Annotated in this window: 19 protein-coding genes and 2 pseudogenes; 15 read left to right on the top strand and 6 right to left on the bottom strand. The window is 71.6% G+C overall.

Features of this window, described 5'->3' with window-relative positions; genetic code table 11:
• Positions 1-183 precede the first annotated feature (183 nt).
• Positions 184-2,379: a catalase/peroxidase HPI gene (gene katG / locus ACWGDE_RS22905; RefSeq protein ID WP_453390863.1), complete on the bottom strand. Its 2,196-nt coding sequence runs from the start codon at positions 2,377-2,379 to the stop codon at positions 184-186.
• A 243-nt stretch (positions 2,380-2,622) separates the two neighbouring features.
• Here katG and ACWGDE_RS22900 point away from each other — a divergent pair, with 243 nt between their 5' ends.
• Positions 2,623-3,084 (top strand): Fur family transcriptional regulator, encoded by a 462-nt coding sequence (locus ACWGDE_RS22900; RefSeq protein ID WP_453390862.1) that lies wholly within the window; start codon positions 2,623-2,625, stop codon positions 3,082-3,084.
• 9 nt (positions 3,085-3,093) lie between these two features.
• Complete coding sequence (locus ACWGDE_RS22895) at positions 3,094-3,894, top strand: SDR family NAD(P)-dependent oxidoreductase (protein WP_453390861.1); 801 nt, start codon at positions 3,094-3,096, stop codon at positions 3,892-3,894.
• 57 nt (positions 3,895-3,951) lie between these two features.
• Here ACWGDE_RS22895 and ACWGDE_RS22890 read toward each other — a convergent pair whose 3' ends face one another.
• Positions 3,952-4,182, bottom strand: a complete 231-nt coding sequence (locus tag ACWGDE_RS22890; protein WP_453390860.1) for a hypothetical protein — start codon at positions 4,180-4,182, stop codon at positions 3,952-3,954.
• 112 nt (positions 4,183-4,294) lie between these two features.
• The gene (locus ACWGDE_RS22885) at positions 4,295-4,726 is read right to left on the bottom strand and encodes a hypothetical protein (protein WP_453390859.1); all 432 of its coding nucleotides are present in this window, start codon (positions 4,724-4,726) and stop codon (positions 4,295-4,297) included.
• 134 nt (positions 4,727-4,860) lie between these two features.
• Here ACWGDE_RS22885 and ACWGDE_RS22880 point away from each other — a divergent pair, with 134 nt between their 5' ends.
• From ACWGDE_RS22880 to ACWGDE_RS22845, 8 genes and pseudogenes are all read left to right on the top strand, one after another.
• Positions 4,861-5,358, top strand: coding sequence for a hypothetical protein (locus ACWGDE_RS22880; protein WP_453390858.1), 498 nt, complete (start codon positions 4,861-4,863; stop codon positions 5,356-5,358).
• The gene (locus ACWGDE_RS22875) at positions 5,340-6,740 is read left to right on the top strand and encodes an NADP-dependent succinic semialdehyde dehydrogenase (RefSeq protein ID WP_453390857.1); all 1,401 of its coding nucleotides are present in this window, start codon (positions 5,340-5,342) and stop codon (positions 6,738-6,740) included. Before ACWGDE_RS22880 ends, ACWGDE_RS22875 begins: the two co-directional genes overlap by 19 nt.
• A gap of 133 nt (positions 6,741-6,873) precedes the next feature.
• Positions 6,874-8,148, top strand: a complete 1,275-nt coding sequence (locus ACWGDE_RS22870) for a cytochrome P450 (RefSeq protein WP_453390856.1) — start codon at positions 6,874-6,876, stop codon at positions 8,146-8,148.
• Complete coding sequence (locus tag ACWGDE_RS22865; RefSeq protein WP_453390855.1) at positions 8,120-8,443, top strand: plasmid stabilization protein; 324 nt, start codon at positions 8,120-8,122, stop codon at positions 8,441-8,443. Before ACWGDE_RS22870 ends, ACWGDE_RS22865 begins: the two co-directional genes overlap by 29 nt.
• A 133-nt stretch (positions 8,444-8,576) precedes the next feature.
• A complete protein-coding gene (locus tag ACWGDE_RS22860) occupies positions 8,577-8,948 on the top strand; it encodes an STAS domain-containing protein (protein ID WP_453390854.1) in 372 nt (123 codons plus the stop codon).
• Positions 8,949-8,960: 12 nt separating this feature from the next.
• Positions 8,961-9,440 carry an ATP-binding protein gene (locus tag ACWGDE_RS22855; RefSeq protein WP_453390853.1) on the top strand — a complete coding sequence of 160 codons (480 nt, stop codon included), beginning with the start codon at positions 8,961-8,963 and terminating at the stop codon, positions 9,438-9,440.
• Between the two features lie 91 nt (positions 9,441-9,531).
• Positions 9,532-9,789: pseudogene (locus ACWGDE_RS22850) on the top strand (HAMP domain-containing protein); the annotation flags it as partial.
• 98 nt (positions 9,790-9,887) lie between these two features.
• On the top strand, positions 9,888-11,006 hold the full coding sequence (locus tag ACWGDE_RS22845) for a carboxylate-amine ligase (protein ID WP_453390852.1): 1,119 nt from the start codon (positions 9,888-9,890) through the stop codon (positions 11,004-11,006).
• On the opposite strand, the gene ACWGDE_RS22840 is transcribed toward ACWGDE_RS22845, so the two are convergent.
• The gene (locus tag ACWGDE_RS22840; protein WP_453390851.1) at positions 10,987-11,826 is read right to left on the bottom strand and encodes a class II glutamine amidotransferase; all 840 of its coding nucleotides are present in this window, start codon (positions 11,824-11,826) and stop codon (positions 10,987-10,989) included. The two genes, ACWGDE_RS22845 and ACWGDE_RS22840, sit on opposite strands and share 20 nt — an antisense overlap.
• Before the next feature lie 180 nt (positions 11,827-12,006).
• Here ACWGDE_RS22840 and ACWGDE_RS22835 point away from each other — a divergent pair, with 180 nt between their 5' ends.
• The 4 genes from ACWGDE_RS22835 (at position 12,007) to ACWGDE_RS22820 (ending at position 15,973) form a co-directional block, all read left to right on the top strand.
• Positions 12,007-12,492 (top strand): DUF6328 family protein, encoded by a 486-nt coding sequence (locus ACWGDE_RS22835; protein WP_453390850.1) that lies wholly within the window; start codon positions 12,007-12,009, stop codon positions 12,490-12,492.
• 136 nt (positions 12,493-12,628) lie between these two features.
• Positions 12,629-13,030 carry a hypothetical protein gene (locus ACWGDE_RS22830; protein ID WP_453390849.1) on the top strand — a complete coding sequence of 134 codons (402 nt, stop codon included), beginning with the start codon at positions 12,629-12,631 and terminating at the stop codon, positions 13,028-13,030.
• A gap of 89 nt (positions 13,031-13,119) precedes the next feature.
• A complete protein-coding gene (locus ACWGDE_RS22825) occupies positions 13,120-13,803 on the top strand; it encodes a DUF6766 family protein (RefSeq protein WP_453390848.1) in 684 nt (227 codons plus the stop codon).
• Positions 13,804-13,903: 100 nt separating this feature from the next.
• Positions 13,904-15,973, top strand: coding sequence for an ATP-binding SpoIIE family protein phosphatase (locus tag ACWGDE_RS22820; RefSeq protein WP_453390847.1), 2,070 nt, complete (start codon positions 13,904-13,906; stop codon positions 15,971-15,973).
• Between the two features lie 21 nt (positions 15,974-15,994).
• Here ACWGDE_RS22820 and ACWGDE_RS22815 read toward each other — a convergent pair whose 3' ends face one another.
• The gene (locus tag ACWGDE_RS22815) at positions 15,995-16,573 is read right to left on the bottom strand and encodes a TetR/AcrR family transcriptional regulator (RefSeq protein ID WP_453390846.1); all 579 of its coding nucleotides are present in this window, start codon (positions 16,571-16,573) and stop codon (positions 15,995-15,997) included.
• A gap of 90 nt (positions 16,574-16,663) precedes the next feature.
• On the opposite strand from ACWGDE_RS22815, the gene ACWGDE_RS22810 reads away from it, so the two are divergent.
• A complete protein-coding gene (locus ACWGDE_RS22810) occupies positions 16,664-17,110 on the top strand; it encodes an anthrone oxygenase family protein (protein ID WP_453390845.1) in 447 nt (148 codons plus the stop codon).
• 98 nt (positions 17,111-17,208) lie between these two features.
• Here the strand turns inward: ACWGDE_RS22810 and ACWGDE_RS22805 are convergent.
• Positions 17,209-17,427: pseudogene (locus ACWGDE_RS22805) on the bottom strand (carboxylesterase/lipase family protein); the annotation flags it as partial.

Here is a 17,427-nt window from a genome sequence, read left to right as displayed (position 1 = left end):
AAGAAGAACACGCAGCAGCGGAACCATGACTATCAACCTCCGCGGCATCGTCTGCCCGCCCTCGTCCAGGACATGCGCTCCGACCGCCGAGCGGTCTCGCAACGCCACCGTCCGTGGATCCCGCGATGCCCCGGTCGGCCGACGAGTGGCCGGCCGGGGCATCGGTACGCCGGGGCGCCGGGCTCAGGCGAGGTCGAACCGGTCGAGGTTCATCACCTTGTCCCACGCCGCCACGAAATCGCGCGCGAACTTCTCTCCCGCGTCGTGGGACGCGTAGACCTCCGAGACGGCCCGGAGCTGGGAGTGCGAACCGAAGACGAGGTCGACGGGGGTGGCGGTCCACTTGACCTCGCCCGTGGCGCGGTCCCGGCCCTCGAACTCGTTCTCCGCCGAGGCCGAGGCCGACGCGGCCCACTCCGTCCCCATGTCCAGGAGGTTGACGAAGAAGTCGTTGGTCAGCGTCCCCGGCCGGTCCGTGAAGGCGCCGTGCGCAGACCCGCCGAAGCCGGTGCCGAGGGCCCGCATGCCGCCGACCAGGACCGTCATCTCGGGTGCGGTCAGCGTCAGGAGGTTGGCGCGGTCCAGCAGGAGCGTCTCCGGCGGCAGCTTCTCGCCCGCCCGGAGATAGTTGCGGAACCCGTCCGCGCCGGGTTCGAGTACGGCGAACGACTCCACGTCGGTCTGCTCCTGGGAGGCGTCCGTGCGCCCCGGTGCGAACGGGACCTGGATCGCGTGCCCCGCGTTCTTCGAGGCCTGCTCGACGGCCGCGCACCCGCCCAGGACGATCAGGTCGGCGAGCGAGATCTTCGTCCCGCCGGCCTGCGAGGCGTTGAAGTCCTGCCGGATCCGGTCGAGGGCGGCCACGGTCTCGGCCACCTCGGGCACGGCGTTGACCTCCCAGTCCTTCTGCGGTGCGAGCCGGATCCGGGCCCCGTTGGCCCCGCCGCGCTTGTCGGTGCCGCGGAAGCTCGCCGCCGACGCCCACGCGGTGGTGACCAGCTGGGGGACGGACAGGCCCGAGGCGAGGATCCGGCCCTTGAGGTCGGCGATCTCCGCGTCCCCGACCAGCGCGTGATCGACCGGGGGTACGGGGTCCTGCCACAGCTGCGGTTCGGGGATCCACGGGCCGAGGTAGCGCGTGAGGGGGCCCATGTCGCGGTGCAGCAGCTTGTACCAGGCCCTGGCGAACGCGTCCGCGAGCCGGTCCGGGTTCTCGTGGAAGCCCTTCGCGATCGGCCCGTAGACCGGGTCCAGCTTCAGCGAGAGGTCCGTCGTCAGCATCATGGGAGCGTGCCGCTTCGACGGGTCGTGCGCGTCGGGCACCGTGCCCTGGGCCGCGGGGTCCGTGGGCGTCCACTGCTGCGCACCGGCCGGGCTCGTCGTCAGTTCCCACTCGTACCGGAACAGGTTGTCCAGGTACCCGTTGTCCCACTTCGTCGGCTCGTTGGTCCACGCGCCCTCGAGCCCGCTGGTGAGCGAATCGACGCCCGCGCCGCTGCCGTACGTGTTCTTCCAGCCGATGCCCTGCTGCTCGATGGGGCAGGCCTCGGGTTCCGGACCGATGTACTCGGGACCGACCGCGCCGTGGCATTTGCCGAAGGTGTGGCCGCCGATGATGAGCGCGGCGGTCTCCTCGTCGTTCATCGCCATGCGCGCGAAGGTCTCCCGGATGTCCCGGGCGGCGGCGATCGGATCCGGGTTGCCGTTGGGCCCTTCGGGATTGACGTAGATCAGTCCCATCTGTACGGCGCCGAACGGATTGGTGAGCTCCCGGTCCCCGCTGTAGCGCTCGTCTCCGAGCCAGGTGTCCTCAGGGCCCCAGAAGATTTCCTCCGGTTCCCAGATGTCCTCCCGCCCGAATCCGAATCCGAACGTCTTGAACCCCATCGATTCCATGGCGCAGTTTCCGGCGAATACCAGAAGGTCGGCCCATGAGATCTTCCGGCCGTACTTCTGCTTGACCGGCCACAGCAGACGGCGCGCCTTGTCGAGGCTCGCATTGTCCGGCCAGCTGTTGAGGGGGGCGAAGCGCTGGGCGCCCGAGCCGCCGCCGCCCCGGCCGTCGGCGATGCGGTACGTTCCCGCGGCGTGCCAGCTCATCCGGATGAAGAGCGGCCCGTAGTGGCCGTAGTCGGCGGGCCACCACTCCTGCGAGTCCGTCATCAGCTCGAAGACGTCCCGCTTCAGTGCGTCGAGGTCCAGGGTTCTGAACTCCGCCGCGTAGTCGAAGTCCTCGCCCATCGGATTGGACCGGGGCGAGTGCTGGTGGAGGACCTGGAGGTCCAGCTGGTTCGGCCACCAGTCCGCGTTCGCCCTCGGGCGAGCCGGTGCGGGGGTCGGGGAGGGGATTGCGGGGTTCTCGCTTTCGCTGCCGGACACGTCCGTTCCTCTTTCCGTCTCGGTGCTGCATATCCTCAGGAACGATGCCGATAATCGAGCATGTTTCGGCGTCCGTATGGTCGCGCACCTCGGACCGCACCGCCACGGGAACACGCAGGGCATGCCCGTGCAACAAACGGCCGAAAGTGACGGTTCGGCAGGCGTGGAGATGTTTACATATTCCGACCTGTATGTATGACAGGAAATTCCGCTATCCCGATGGGCCTGAACAGGTGAGCCGAAATGAATGATCTGCTGGATCGACTGCGAGGGCGCGGCTGGCGCATGACGTCCCAGAGGCGCGTCGTCGTGGAGACCCTCGTGGGCGAGCACGTGCACCTCACGGCCGACGAGGTGCACGCCCGAGCGATGCACAGGCTGCCGGAGATCTCCCGGGCGACCGTCTACAGCACTCTGGGCGAACTGGTCCTGCTCGGCGAGGTGCTGGAGGTGTCCGCCCAGGGGCGGGCGAAGCGCTACGACCCCAACGCGCGCCACGCGCACCACCACCTGGTGTGCTCCGGCTGCGGCCTGATCAGGGACGTCTACCCGACCGGCGACCCGCTGGCCGGCCTCCCGGACGAGCAGCGGTTCGGCTTCACCGTGTCGGACGCCGAGGTGGTCTACCGCGGTCTGTGCCCCTCGTGTACTCCCGCCCCCGCGTTCGCGGGTGTTCCGCGGTGTGTGACGCCTTCGGGCGGGTAGCCGCCGTTCATGGATACGACACGCCCCTTGGCCGTCGTCACCGGCGCCTCCAGCGGCATCGGCTTCGAGCTCGCGGGTGAATGTGCGCGCCACGGATACGACCTCGTGATCGCGGCCGAGAACGATCTCCTGTACGAGGCCGCGGACCGGCTGCGCGTGCACGGCGGAGCCGTGCGCACGGTCGTCACCGACCTCGCCACGCACGCCGGCGTCGAGATCCTCCTGGGCGAGCTGCGCGCCGACGGCCGTCCCGTGAGCACCGCCGTCCTCAACGCGGGCATCGGCCGCGCGGGCGCCTTCCTCGAAACGGACCTGTCGGACCTGACCCGGGTGATCGACGTCAACGTCTCCTCGACGGTGCACCTGGCCAGACGTGTACTGACGGACATGGCCGCGCGCGGCGAGGGCCGCGTGCTGATCACCTCGTCGGTCGCCGCCGGGACGCCGGGACCGTACAGCGCCGTCTACAACGCCTCGAAGGCCTTCCTGCAGTCCTTCGCCCTGGCCCTGCGCAGTGAGCTGCGGGGCACCGGCGTGACGGTCACCGCCTTGATGCCCGGCGCGACCGACACCGGGTTCTTCGTACGGGCGGGCCTGCTGGACACCCGTGTCGGGCGGGCGAAGAAGGACGATCCCGCGCTCGTCGCGCACCAGGGGTACCGCGCGCTCATGGCCGGCCGGTCCAGCAAAGTGGCGGGTTCCCTGCGCGCCAGGGCACAGGAGCGGCTGGTCCGCCGGCTTCCGGTCGCCGCCCGGATGGCCCTGCACACCCACTGGACGCGGCCCCACGCGAGCCGCGGCCACCTGTAGGGCGGTGGCCGCCTGTGGGCCCGGCCAGCCTGCGTCCGCCTCGGCGGTCCTCGCGGCTCAGCGGTCTTCGCGCATGTCCTCCAGGTCCTCCTCGCGCAGGTCGTGCATCACGTCGCGCATCGTCGCGTCCTCCCTGCCACGTTCGCGCAGGACGTCATCGGGACTGCGCGGCCGTCCGCCCGTCTTCAGCCGGTCGGGTTCCGGTGGCCGGCCTCGGATCCGTTCCTCGCGGAGCCCGCCCGGCGTCCGGCCCTCGTCCCGCCGCCCGCCGCCCGCCGCCGTCGGCATCCCGCCTCTCGCTGCACATGCCGTTTCACCGTCCTCAAAGCCGGCACGTCATCAGGGCCTGGCGACTCCGCCCGGATGCCGTGTCCACCCCGGGAGCGGCTTCTGACTGCTGTCAGTGCTGGCGCGCGGCGGTGACTGCCGGAAGGCGATGGCGTCGCCACAACAGCACGGCGCCGGCCGCGCAGGCCAGCGCGAGGAGGCCGTACACGTAGAGCGGGGTCAGGCCCGGGCGGTAGGCCAGAGTGAAACGGATGCAGACCATCAGGGGCAGGGCCAGGATCTCCTCCCCATCCCATCCCAGGGGCTTGGCCACCACGCGTACCAGCAGGAACGCACCGAAACCCAGAACCGCCCAGGCGGCCAGGTACGGCCAGGGCGACCCCGGCAATGCCGCCAGAGGACCAGCAGTACCCGCCCAGCGATACGACACGTAACCGAGCCCCGCCACGAAGACCGCCAGAACCGACGCCCAGACCAGGGAGCGCAAAGGCTCCCGAAGAATCCGGGCAGGATGGACCGCCGCCTCACGCAAAAACATGTTCATACCCAGATGGATGGGGCACTACCGGTAGCTGGTTGTCATACCGGAGGATGACCTCCCAAAACGGACCAACATCACACCCCGAAACCCACAGCAGCCCCACTTCCACCACGAAGGCCGCAGCCAAGGAGATGAGGATGGCGGAACAGCTCATCGCCGCCCTCGAAATGGACTGGGAACCCGAGGAGTTCCACGACACGTACCGGGAGAAGGTCGCCGCGCTGATCAAGGCCAAGAAGGCGGGCGGGACCGTGGAGAAGGCCGAACTCCCGCCGGAGGCCACGAACGTGGTCGACCTGACGGAGGTGCTGCGCGCGAGCGTCGAACGGGCCCGCGGCGGCGGCGAAGCAGGTACCCCCGAGGCGTCCGCGAAGGCGTCCTCGGCATCCCCGACCAAGGCCGAGCTGTACGAGCAGGCGGCGGCCGCCGGTGTCACCGGCCGTTCCCGCATGACCCGCGAGGAACTGGCCGAGGCCCTGGCACGGACCGTGAGGCCGCATGACCGGATGTCGCGGTCCGGCACGACCGCTCGACGCCGCGGTCCGGACTCTCGCATTGCGCGGCGGCGGCGGTCGGGGCACGGTCGATGGGGGCGGTTCCCACGGGAGGTCGCACCATGCCCATCGCCACGGTGAATCCCACGACCGGCCAGACCCTGCGCACCTTCGACGCGCTCGACGCCGCCGGCATCGAGCGGTGCCTCGCGGCGGCCGGTGAGGCAGCTGCCGCCCACCGCCGTACCTCCTTCGAGGAACGCGGAGCGCTCCTGAACCGCGCCGCCGACCTCCTGGAGGAGGAGACGGCGGACATCGCGCGGACCATGACCACCGAGATGGGCAAACCCCTGGCCGCGGCCCGCGCCGAGGCGGCCAAGTGCGTCAAGGCCATGCGCTGGTACGCCGGGCACGCCGAGTCCCTGCTCTCCGACGAGCACCCCGCCGCCGCCGACGTGCGCGACGCAGGAGCCGCGGCGGTACGGGTCCTCTACCGTCCCCTGGGCGTGATCCTCGCCGTGATGCCGTGGAACTTCCCCCTCTGGCAGGTCGTGCGCTTCGCCGCGCCCGCGCTCATGGCCGGCAACGTTGGCCTGCTCAAACACGCCTCCAACGTTCCCCAGACCGCGCTCTACCTCGGCGACCTCTTCCACCGGGCCGGCTTCCCCCGCGGCTGCTTCCAGACGCTGCTCATCGGCTCGGCGGCCGTGGAGGACGTACTGCGCGATCCGAGGGTGGCCGCGGCGACCCTGACGGGCAGCGAGGCCGCGGGGCGCGCGGTCGCCTCCGTCGCAGGGGACGAGGTCAAGAAGACCGTGCTGGAGCTCGGCGGCAGCGATCCGTACCTCGTGATGCCGTCCGCCGACATCGAGCGGGCCGCCCGCACCGCCGTGACCGCCCGCGTGCAGAACAACGGGCAGTCCTGCATCGCCGCCAAACGCTTCATCGTGCACACGGACGTCCACGACGAGTTCGCGGAGCGCTTCACGGCCGGTATGACGGCGCTCACCGTGGGCGATCCGATGCGGGAGGACACCGACGTGGGCCCGCTGGCCACCGAGGCGGGCCGCGGCGAGCTGGAGGCGCTGGTGGACGACGCCGTGGGCCACGGCGCCGCCGTCCTGTGCGGCGGGCGGCGCCCGCCCGCGTACGAGAACGGCTGGTTCTACGAACCCACGATCCTGGGCGGTGTCACCCCGGCCATGCGCATCGACCAGGAGGAGGCCTTCGGGCCCGTCGCCACCCTCTACCGGGTGGGAAGCATGGACGAGTCCGTCGAGCGCGCCAACCACACGCCCTTCGGGCTCAGCTCCAACCTCTGGACCCGCGACGGCCGGGACATCGCGCACGCCGTGAGCGAGCTCGAGGCCGGCGGCATCTTCGTCAACGGCATGACCGCCTCGCACCCGGCCCTGCCCTTCGGCGGCGTCAAGCGGTCCGGGTACGGACGCGAGCTGTCCGGACACGGCATCCGCGAGTTCTGCAACGTCACCACGGTGTGGCAGGCACCCGACGAGGCGTAGCCCGCAGGAGCACCGCCGTGCGGGTCCCCTCGGGTTTGGCGGCGGGACGAACGGAAAGACGCCGGTACGAACGCAAGGACGCCGGTACGGACGGACGAGCAACGCACCCGACCCGCATCGATTGGCGCACGACATGTCCGGTCACCTGATGGACGGCACCCTGTCGCTGCTGGCCCACGGATACGCCTGGGCCCCGGATCTGCGCCGGGCCCACGACGGCGCGCCGCTGGTGCACACCCGCCTGATGGGGCATCCCGCGGCGCTGCTGCACGGGACGGAGGCCGTGGCCCTCTTCTACGACGAGAGCCGCGTCCAGCGGCACGGCGCACTGCCGGGGCCGGTCCTCGACACCCTCTTCGGCAGGGGAGCGGTCCACACCCTGGACGGTGACCGCCACCGGGGGCGCAAGGAGCTGCTGGTGTCGCTGCTCATGTCACCGGAGGGCGTGGGGGGCCTGACCGCGCGGGTCGAGAGCGGCTGGCGTGAAGCCGTGGCCGCTTGGGAGGGGCGCGAGGTGGTGCTCTTCGACGAGGTGGCCGCGCTGCTCGCGAGGGAGATCTGCGACTGGGCGGGCCTTGCGGTCCCGGACGACGCGGCGGCCCGTGAGATCGCCGAGGACTGCGTGGCCATGGTGGACGGCTTCGCCACGATCGGCCCCCGGCACGTCCGGGCCCGCCGGGCCCGGCGCCGACAGGAACACGCGCTCACGGCCGCCGTCACCGGTGTGCGCCGGGACCGGCCGCACTGGGTACCCGGGACCGTGCTGGAGACGGTCGCCCTGCACCGCGAGCCGGACGGAGCCCTGCTCGATCCGCACACGGCCGCCGTCGAGCTCCTCAACGTGATCAGGCCGACCGTGGCCGTCACCTGGTTCGTCACCTTCGCCGCGCACGCGCTCCACCGCCATCCGGGCCAGCGCGAAGTGCTGCGCACCGGCGGCCCCGCGCAGGCGCGCGCCTTCGCCCACGAGGTCCGCCGCTTCTACCCCTTCGTTCCGTTCCTCGCGGGTCTGGCCGCCCACGACCTCACCTTCGCCGGTGAGGAGCTCCCGGAGGGAACCCTGTTGCTCCTCGACGTGTACGGGCACCACCACGACCCGGCGCTGTGGGAGCGGCCCTACGACTTCGCACCGGTTCGCCACCTCGCCCGCGAACCCGGCCGCGACGAGCTGATCCCGCAGGGCGGCGGCGACGCCCGGACCGGCCACCGGTGCCCCGGCGAGGACATCACCCTCTCCTTGCTCGCCGCGCTGGCGTCCGCCCTCGCCCACGAGGACTTCGCCGTACCGCGACAGGACTTGTCCATCCCCCTGAGCCGGATCCCCACCCGGCCCCGCGGGGGTTTCGTCATCGAGATCGCACACCAGTCAGGGAGTCACCATGCCTCGCGGTTCCAGTCCCAAGCGTGAACGCCAGTACGAACACATCAAGGAGAGCGCCGAGCAACGGGGCGAGAGCCCCGAGCGGGCCAAGGAGATCGCCGCACGCACCGTCAACAAGGAACGCGCCCGGGCGGGGGAGTCGAAGACGGCGAGCCGCTCCTCCCTCCAGGACATGTCCTCGGCCAAGCGCGGCGGGCAGCGTTCCCACAGCGGCGCCGCGGGGCCGACGAAGGAACAGCTCTACAACGAGGCCAAGAAGCGCAACATCAAGGGCCGCTCCCAGATGGACAAGGCCGAACTCGAGCGCGCCCTCGGCCGCTGAAACCGGCGGAGTGACGGGAATGGCCGGCGCGCGTACGGGTAGGCGCCGTTCAGGAGCTGTAGTCAGAGCTGGAGTAGGAGCAAGAGCCAGAGCTGGAGCAAGAGTCAGAGCCCGGAGGCGGAAGGGGTTCTCCATGGGTTCCGCAGCGCAGGGTGCCCGGTTCACCCTCGAAGTCCGACACCTGCCGGGCGCAACCGTTCTCAGGCTGGCCGGGGAGCTGGACCTCGATACGGCGGAGCCCCTGAGGGAGGCGCTCGAAGCCGCCGTCGCGGGAGGCTTCGAGCGCCTGCTGGTGGACTTCTCCGACGTGGGCTTCTGCGACTCCACGGGACTGAACGTCCTGTTGCGGGCCCGGGGCGCGGCCGCGCACACCGGGGCCCGAATCGAGGTCGTGGGTCTTCGTCGGCCGGTCGAGCGAATGTTCCGCATCACCGGCGCCGACGGGATCTTTCCCGTTTACGCTGACGTCGCGGAGGCACTGGCGGGACGTCCGCAGCAGGACTAGCGGAGGCGCGTGATGAACGAGCGCCGTTCATCGGAACGGAGTCGGGTCTTCGTGCTGGGCGCCGAGACCGAGAACGTCGTCACCCGGTGCCGGGAATTCACCAGGCGGGCGCTGACCGACTGGGAATGGCTGCCCGCGGGGGAAGGCGACGACGGCGTCGAGGCGGAGGCCGAGGACGTTCTGCTCCTGGTGTCGGAGCTGGTCGCCAATGCCCGCCTGCACGGCGGCGGTCCGAGCTCGCTGCTGCTCCGGCGCACCGGTGACGGCCTGGGCGTCGAGGTGACCGACCGGAACCGCGCCCTCCCCGTGCTCCGGCACCCCACGGACCCCGCCCGGCCAGGGGGTCACGGACTGCTCATCGTCGAGAGGCTGGCGCGGCGCTGGGGATCGGAGCCGCTGGACGGCGGCAAGCGCGTCTGGCTGGAGGTCTCCGGACCTCGGCGGATCCGGGAGGCGGGCGCCGACCGTCCCGTCGCTTCGCCCCCCGCCTGACCGTCGCCGTCCCCGCGACCGCCCGGTCGGGGGACGTCCCCACCGGAGGGCGGCCCGACCGGGTGGCGTGGGCACGATTCCGACCGGGTTCAGTGTGAACTCGATGGCCGGCAACCCGACCTCCCAGGTGCGCAACATCTCGCAGGTGGCGACCGCGGTGGCGCGCGGCGACCTCACGCAGAAGATCCGGGTGGACGCGAGCGGTGAGATCCTGGAGCTGAAGGAGACCATCAACACCATGGTCGACCAGCTGTCCTCCTTCGCCGCCGAAGTCACGCGCGTGGCCCGGGAAGTCGGCAGCGAGGGCCGGCTCGGGGGCCAGGCCGAAGTGACCGGCCTATCGGCGACAGCGGGCGCCCCGCGCCCGTGTACGCCGGATCGGTGACGCGGGGCCGGGGCTCACGGGCACGGCGGGGTGATCATGGTTTATCGGGGTAGTCGCGGGACGTGCTCACCCTTGGAGTCGAAGAAGAGTACTTGCTGGTCGACCCGGTCTCGGCCGCCCCGGCGGCGCTCGTGGACGACGTCCGCCGCACCGCCGGCTTCGGTCGCCTCACGGACGCGGGCGAGGTCCAGGACGAGCTGCTCCAGGCGCAGGTGGAGGTCGCCACGCCCGTCTGCCACAGCCTCGACGAGGTCGGTGGCCACCTGTTCCGGCTGCGCCACGCGTTGGCCTCGGCCGCCGAGGCCAACGGGTGCCGGATCGCGGCCACGGGTGCGGCGCCGGTGCGCGGAACCGTACCCGTGCCCGTCACGCGGAAGTCGCGGTACCTGAGGATGGAGGGCCAGGCACGGCAACTCGTCGACGAGCAGCTGATCTGCGGGATGCACGTGCACGTGGGGATTCCCGACCCGGAGACGGGCGTGGCGGTGCTGAACCGGATCCGGGTGTGGCTGCCGACGCTGCTGGCCATGTCCGCGAACTCTCCCCTGTGGGACGGGCGGGACACCGGATTCGCCAGCTGGCGCACCATCGTCTTCGGACGGTGGCCCGTCAGCGGGCCGCCGCCGTACTTCGCGGGGCTCGCCGATTACGACCGCCGCCTCGAGGCACTGCAGGAATCCGGGGCGATCGCCGACCGGGGGCAGGTCTACTGGCAGGCGAGGCTCTCCGACCGCTACCCGACCGTCGAGGTGCGCTGCCCGGACGTACAGCTGCGGGCCGAGGACGCGGTGCTGCTCGCCGGAGCCACCCGTGCACTGATCGCCACCGCGATCGCCGAAGAGGCGGCGGGTGCGCCGCCGGCCACCGTGTGCGTGCCGGAGATGCTGCAGGCCGCGAACTGGCACGCGGCCCGCCACGGTCTGAACGGCACCCTCGTGGATCCGTACGGGCGCCCGGCCGCCAGCGGCGACGTCCTGTGCGCCCTCCTGCGCCACATCGGGCCGGCCCTGGAGGACGCCGGCGATCTGCGGGAGGTGAGCGCCCTCGCGCACCGGCTGCTGCGGGAGGGGACCCCGGCCGACCGCCAGCGGCGTGCCGTGGCGGACGGCGGGCTGCCCGCGCTGACCGACCTGATCACCGACACGGCGCGAGCGCCCGGCCTCAGGGGAGTCGCGGGGTGAAGGGGAGGTAGTCCGGCTCCGCTCCGGAGGGGATCACCGTGTAACTGGCCTCGGGAAGCGCGTTCCACACCCCGGGCAGGTCTCCCAGCGGCTCGGAGACGACGATGCGGGTCTCGTCGGAGAGGTCGCGGAAGTACTCCAGTTCCGGGTGGAGACGGCGGACGGTGTCCGCGCGGCTGCTGTAGAAGAGCGAGCGGGAAGCGCCCCGGCTGGAGTAGCGGAAGGCCCAGACGCGTTCCCCGTCGCTGACCGCCAAGGTCATCTGGAGCGGTTCCGGCACGCCGTGCTCCTTGCCGAGCCGCTCCACCAGTTCGGTCATCCTGGCGACCGAGCCGGGGACGTCCTGGTCGAGGCCGAAGGTGACCGCCAGGTAGAACATCACCTCGGAGTCGGTCGATCCCTCGATGGACGAGAACAGCGCGGGGTCCACGGCCATGCAGAGGTCCCGCTGGAGCCGGTGGAAGTCCGCGATGGCCCCGTTGTGCATCCACAGCCACCGGCCGTGACGGAACGGGTGGCAGTTGGTCTGCTGGACGGCCGAGCCCGTCGAGGCGCGTACGTGCGCGAAGAACAGCGGGGAGCGGACGTGCGCGGCGAGTTCGCGCAGGTTGCGGTTGTTCCAGGCGGGCGCGGTGTCGCGGAAGACGGCGGGCGTGCCGTCACCGTCCTCGCTGTACCAGCCGATGCCGAATCCGTCGCCGTTGGTCGCCTCGACGCCCATCCGCGCGCGGAGGCTCTGGTTGATCAGCGAGTGCTCGGGGCGGTAGAGCAGGGCGTCGAGGAGCATGGGAGAACCCGAGTAGGCGAGCCAGCGGCACATGAGCGCCCTCCCTTGCGGGTCCGGTACCCCTCACCCATTCTCGCGGTTCGCCGAGGACACCGCCGTCCCGCGGCGCGGGGGGCGAGCCCGTGGGGGCGGTGGGTGCCTGCGGAGCCGGTGCCGATTGAGGCGGCGGTGCGGGGGTAGGCGCAGCCGTACACGAGGTTCCAAGGAGGCGTCATGCCTGGTGGAGGCGGGGAAGGACGCAACGAGACCGTCGAGGAACGCGCGGACCGGCAGTGGCAGGAGCTCATCCAGGAGATCCGCGTGGCCCAGACCGGTGTCCAGATCCTCTTCGGATTCCTGCTCACGGTCGCCTTCACCCCGGTCTTCCACGGGCTCGAGCAGGCCGACAGGACGATCTACATCGTGACCGTGATCCTCGGCTCGCTCGCGACGGGCGCGCTGATCGGGCCGGTCGCCTTCCACCGCATCGTCTCCGGCCGGCGGATCAAGCCCGAGGCGGTCGCGTGGGCCGCGCGGCTGACCTTCACGGGGCTCGTGCTGCTCCTGGCCACCTGTACCGCGGCCCTCCTGCTCGTGCTCCGGGTCGCGACCCACAACGCCCTCGCACCCTGGCTCGTAGGAGGCGTACTGGCCTGGTACCTGCTGTGCTGGTTCGCGCTCCCCCTCTGGGCGCGGATGCGGCACACGACCGAGAACTGACGCGAAGCGAAGTCCGGGAGCAGAAGCGGGTGACGGACACGGCGCCGGCCCGGAGGGGGAACCCTGACGGCCCACCCCGCGTGTGTCGCGGGCCGTACCGCACGGGACGGGCGCGTGCGGAGGGCATGCTGGGGGCATGCGTCCGAGCACCGGCTGGTTGGTGGCAGGCCTCGTGTGCCTGGCGGCGACCGGGTGCGCCACGGTCGGGGAACGCGAGGCGGCGGCCGAGGCGGCGGCCACGGGTTTCGAGCAGGCGCTGGTGGCCGCCGACACCACGCGGATGTGCGGGGCGCTCGCTCCGTCGACGCGAGAGGAACTCGAGAGCGACGGGCCGTGCGACCGGGCCCTGACCGAGCTCAAGCTCCCGCCGAACGCGGGCCGGGCCGAACGGGTGGACGTCTACGGCGCCCAGGCGAGGGTGGTGTTCGCGGGGGACAGCGTGTTCCTGGCCTCCTTCCCGGAAGGCTGGAAGATCACGGCCGCCGGCTGCACCCCCCGGCCCGGACGCCCGTACCGGTGCGAGCTGAAGGGCGACTGAGTGACCGGGACGCGAGTGCTGTTCGTGGTGTTCCTGATCGGCGTGTTCGGGGGGCTGGCCTACGCGTTCGCGGTGGGGCAGGCGCACCGGTGACCGCGAACCGCCGGTTCCTCCGCGACAACGGGCTGACGCTGGCGTTCGGCATCGGTTTCCTGCTCACGCTCGTGGGCCAGGCGATCGCCGGCCGGGCCGAGCTCAACGGCCTTCTGACGGCGCAGGGCCTGCAGCCGCTCTCGTTCGTCGACTACCTCTTCACCTCGGACTTCATGGTCGACGTCACCGAGAACTGGCAATCGGAGTTCCTCCAGTTCTCCCTCTTCATCATCGGCACCGTGTGGCTGGTGCAACGCGGATCGCCCGAGTCCAAACCGCTCGACGAGGCGGGGACGGAATCGGACGAGGAGCAGCGGGTCGGCGCGTACGCGCGGTCCGACTCGCCCCGATGGGCGGCCGCCGACGGCTGGCGCCGGGCCCTCTACTCCCGGTCGCTCGGCCTGGTGATGAGCCTGATCTTCCTGCTCTCGTGGCTGGCCCAATCGGTCACCGGGACCGTCGTGTTCAACGAGGAACAGCTCCGCCAGCTGCGGGAACCGGTCGGCTGGACCACGTACGCGACCTCCGGAGAGTTCTGGAACCGGACCTTGCAGAACTGGCAGTCCGAGCTCCTGGCCGTGACGGCGATGGTCATCCTCTCGGTGTACCTGCGCCAGCGCGGTTCACCTGAATCCAAGCCGGTGGGCGCGCCCCACGACGCTACGGCTGTCGAAGGCTGACGGTCGGCGCGTCCGGCCGCGATGCGGACCGGGGGCCTGCCGCGGGTCGCCGGGGCGATCCTCGGGGACGATACTGAAGGTCACGGTGCGTGGAGGCGACATGCGTGAACCGGAGCATCGTGGCCCGAGGGCGGCCTCGGTGCCCGTCAGTGACACGGCAGCGGTCGTACTGGACGACGCAGGCGTGGTCATCGCCCGTTCGGAGTGTGCCGCGGCCCTGCTGGAATGCTCGCCGGGTCGTCCCTTCGCTCCCTTGCTGGGGCTGCTGCCGCGCGCCGGGACGGGGGCGGGATCGGCCGGGCGGCGGTTCACCGTTCCGGGCGGCGATCATGCGGGGGGACAGGGCCCGCTGGTCTGCACGGTCGTCCGGCTCGCCGCTCGCACCCCCGGTGGCTCCGGCACCGAGGCGCGGTGGCTCGTCCTGGTCACCCCCGCCGAAACCGCGCGGGAGGCGGCGGAGCGCGACGCGTCGCGACGCCGGAGGGGGCTGTCCCACGCCGCCGCCGCGGGCATCGGTGCCTCCCTGGACGTGGTCGAGATGGCCGGGACCCTCGTGAATCTGCTCGTCCCCGATTTCGCCGACCTGGCGACCGTGGACATCGCCGAGCAGGTGCTGGTGGGCGACGAGCCCCCACACCTCGACACCAGCGGCGACGTCCACCTGCGCCGGACCGCCGCCGCGCAGAGCCCGGAGATATCCGCCGAGGACCTCCTCGCGGTGGGCGAGGCGCTTCCTCCCGTAGCGGACAGCGCGTTGATGCGTCCCCTCATGAAGGGGCTGCCCGTGCTGGTGCCGGACGTCGCCGTCCTGCACGCGGAGCTCGGCGTGGATCCGCGGAGCCTGTCCCTGTTCGTCCCGGGCGGGGCGCACTCCTCCATAGCGGTACCGCTGTACGCGCGCGGCCTGATCCTCGGCTGCGTCACGGTCTGGCGCTGTCAGTCGCCCTCCCCGTTCGGCGAGGAGGACGCGGCCCTGCTGCAGGACGTGGTCTCCAGGGCCGCACTCGGCGTGGACAACGCGCGCCGCTTCACGAAGGAACACCGCTCGGTGGTGGCCCTGCAGCGAAGCCTGCTGCCGCGCTCGGCCCTGGACTGCGCCGCCGCGGAGACGGTGGGCGCGTACCAGCCGGCGGGCGGCGGCCTGGGAGTCGGCGGGGACTGGTTCGACGTGATCCCCCTGCCGTCGCTGCGCGTGGCGTTCGTCGTCGGGGACGTCGTCGGCCACGGACTCGAGGCCACCGCGGCCATGGCACGGCTGCGGACCGCGGTGCAGACCCTGGCCGACCTCGACCTCGATCCGGGTGAACTCCTCACGCACCTGGACGACCTGGTGCTCGGCCTCTCCGGGGAGGAGATGACCGGCGCGTCCCGCGCGGAGCCCGCGGTGCTGGGAGCGACGTGCCTGTACGCCGTCCACGACCCGGTGACGGGGCGGTGTGCCGCCGCCACGGCAGGACATCCGCCGCCGGCCCTGCTGCCGCCGGACGGCGAGCCGGCCTTCGTCGGTCTGGTGCCGGGACCGCCGCTGGGCGTCGGCGGAATGCCCTTCGAGGTCACGGAGTTCGAAGTGCGGCCCGGCAGCCTGCTGGCGTTCTTCACGGACGGACTCGTCGAGAGCCGCGACGGCGACATCGAGGAGGGGATGGAGAGACTGCGGAGCGCGCTCGCCGACGCGGACCCGGGCCGGCCCCTGGGCGAGATCGGCCAGCGCGTCTTCGACCGCGTGCTGCCGCGAGAGCCCGTCGACGACGTGGCCCTGCTGCTCGCCCGCACGCACGTCCTCGCGTCGGACCGGGTCGCCGCGTGGGAGCTCGAAGCCGACCTCTCCCTCGTCGGGCACGCCCGTGAGCTGGTGGTGGGCCAGTTGTCCGACTGGGAGTTGGACGAACTGGGCTTCGTGACGGAGCTCGTCGTCAGCGAGCTCGTCACGAACGCGATCCGCTACGCGGGCGGACCGGTGGGGCTCCGGCTGATCCGCGACCGGGTGCTCGTCTGCGAGGTGTCCGACCCGAGTAGTACCCAGCCCCGCTTGCGCCGTGCGCGGGAGACGGACGAGGGCGGGCGCGGCCTGTTCCTCGTCGCGCAGCTCACCGACCGGTGGGGCTGCCGGTTCACCGGCACGGGGAAGACCATCTGGACGGAGCAGCCCATCGGCGGGCCCCTCGTATAGGGCGCGTACCGGGCCGGTGCGTCAGATCACGGCGAGCCGGTCCACCAACAGCTCCACCCTCGGCGCGGCGTCCTCGGGCAGCAGGCGGCCCGCTCGGGTCAGGGTCGCCAGGCCGTGCAGCGAAGCCCAGAACACCTCGGTGAACAGCCCCGGCCGCACGCCTTCGCCGGCGACCTCGGCGAGGCAGTCGAGCAGGGCGGCGAAGGCGTCCTTCAACTGCTCGGGGGTGTCCTCCCGCGCGTACACCAGGCCGCCGTCGAGCTGGAACAGGGCGTCGTAGACCGCCGGGTTGTGCTCGGCGAAGTCGAGGTAGGCGCGGGCGAGGGCGGCGGCCCGCTCGCGCGGCGTGTTCGCCCCGGAGGCCGACGCACGCACCGCCGCGGCGAGCTCGGCGGCGCCTTCCAGGGCGACGGCGCCGATGATCTCGCGCTTGCCGCGGAAGTGGCTGTAGAGGACGGGCTGGCTGTACTCGATGCGCTCGGCGAGCCGACGGGTGGTGACCGCGTCCCAGCCCTGCTGCTCGGCGAGTTCGCGGGCCGTCGCCACGATGAGGCGCTCGCGGTCCGCCCGTTCGCGCTGCTTGCGTTCCTGTACCGACATGAATGGATCCTAGCACCGCTAGACAATCGAGCGGTAGCAGTACTAGCGTTGCCTCATCAGCTAGCAGCGCTAGATCTTGGAGGGGTCGTCATGCTCAGCACACTCGAGGTCGTCACCGTCGTCGTCGTGGGCCTGATGGTGGGGGTGGAGCTCTCCGTCGCCTTCATCATGAACCGCATCCTGGACGCGCTTCCCGAGGACAGCCGCCAGCTCGGCCACGCCCACGGAGGCCGGATGCTCGGTGCCCTGATGCCGTTCTGGTACGTGGGCTCGGTCGTCCTCAGCGCGATCTGGGCCTTCGCCGGATGGCACCACGAGGGCACCGGACTCGTCGTCACCGCCGCCGGACTGCTGGTCGTCAGCGTCGCCATGTCGGTCCTGCTGCTCGTCCCGATCAACAACCGGAACAAGACCTGGACCCCCGAGACCCGGCCCGCCGACTGGAAGGAGCAGCTGCAGCGCTGGAACCGCTACCACTACCTCCGTGTCGCCGTCATCGTCGCCGCGTTCACCCTCCTGGTCACCGCCCTCGTCTGATGCCGCGGCCGCCCCGGCGCCGGGTTCCCGGGGCTCGTGGCCGGGCTCGTGTCCGGGGCGGGTGGGACGGATCCGTGGAGCGATCCGTCCCAGTGGCGTCAGAGCCCCGACTGCTCGTGCCAGATCCGGCGGGATGCCGGGAGCGGGTCCTCGGCGACCGACGGTTCGGTGTCCCAGAGCCGGACCGTCGGCCGTTCCGCGGTGAAGGGGGCCCAGCCGGGATCCCCCGAGGTGGCGAAGGTGGTCCAGGAGGAGCGGACCCGTTCGGACAGTCGCGTGAAGTCCGGGGACGGGTCCTTTCCGCCGAACAGGAAGCC

This window comes from Streptomyces sp. NPDC054956 (assembly GCF_053609185.1).
The sequence above is the reverse complement of the archived record's forward strand: the minus strand, read 5'-3'. Positions and strand labels throughout refer to the sequence as shown.

What these genes read in the sequence shown, in the direction of transcription:
- ACWGDE_RS22840 (WP_453390851.1), bottom strand. Translation starts at nt 11,826, where the DNA reads ATGTGCCGCTGGCTCGCCTACTCGGGTTCTCCCATGCTCCTCGACGCC.
- ACWGDE_RS22855 (WP_453390853.1), top strand. Translation starts at nt 8,961, where the DNA reads ATGAACGAGCGCCGTTCATCGGAACGGAGTCGGGTCTTCGTGCTGGGC.
- ACWGDE_RS22820 (WP_453390847.1), top strand. Translation starts at nt 13,904, where the DNA reads ATGCGTGAACCGGAGCATCGTGGCCCGAGGGCGGCCTCGGTGCCCGTC.
- ACWGDE_RS22890 (WP_453390860.1), bottom strand. Translation starts at nt 4,182, where the DNA reads ATGCCGACGGCGGCGGGCGGCGGGCGGCGGGACGAGGGCCGGACGCCG.
- ACWGDE_RS22865 (WP_453390855.1), top strand. Translation starts at nt 8,120, where the DNA reads ATGCCTCGCGGTTCCAGTCCCAAGCGTGAACGCCAGTACGAACACATC.
- ACWGDE_RS22810 (WP_453390845.1), top strand. Translation starts at nt 16,664, where the DNA reads ATGCTCAGCACACTCGAGGTCGTCACCGTCGTCGTCGTGGGCCTGATG.
- ACWGDE_RS22895 (WP_453390861.1), top strand. Translation starts at nt 3,094, where the DNA reads ATGGATACGACACGCCCCTTGGCCGTCGTCACCGGCGCCTCCAGCGGC.
- ACWGDE_RS22900 (WP_453390862.1), top strand. Translation starts at nt 2,623, where the DNA reads ATGAATGATCTGCTGGATCGACTGCGAGGGCGCGGCTGGCGCATGACG.
- ACWGDE_RS22860 (WP_453390854.1), top strand. Translation starts at nt 8,577, where the DNA reads ATGGGTTCCGCAGCGCAGGGTGCCCGGTTCACCCTCGAAGTCCGACAC.
- ACWGDE_RS22870 (WP_453390856.1), top strand. Translation starts at nt 6,874, where the DNA reads ATGTCCGGTCACCTGATGGACGGCACCCTGTCGCTGCTGGCCCACGGA.
- ACWGDE_RS22830 (WP_453390849.1), top strand. Translation starts at nt 12,629, where the DNA reads ATGCGTCCGAGCACCGGCTGGTTGGTGGCAGGCCTCGTGTGCCTGGCG.
- ACWGDE_RS22815 (WP_453390846.1), bottom strand. Translation starts at nt 16,573, where the DNA reads ATGTCGGTACAGGAACGCAAGCAGCGCGAACGGGCGGACCGCGAGCGC.
- ACWGDE_RS22885 (WP_453390859.1), bottom strand. Translation starts at nt 4,726, where the DNA reads ATGAACATGTTTTTGCGTGAGGCGGCGGTCCATCCTGCCCGGATTCTT.
- ACWGDE_RS22875 (WP_453390857.1), top strand. Translation starts at nt 5,340, where the DNA reads ATGCCCATCGCCACGGTGAATCCCACGACCGGCCAGACCCTGCGCACC.
- ACWGDE_RS22835 (WP_453390850.1), top strand. Translation starts at nt 12,007, where the DNA reads ATGCCTGGTGGAGGCGGGGAAGGACGCAACGAGACCGTCGAGGAACGC.
- ACWGDE_RS22880 (WP_453390858.1), top strand. Translation starts at nt 4,861, where the DNA reads ATGGCGGAACAGCTCATCGCCGCCCTCGAAATGGACTGGGAACCCGAG.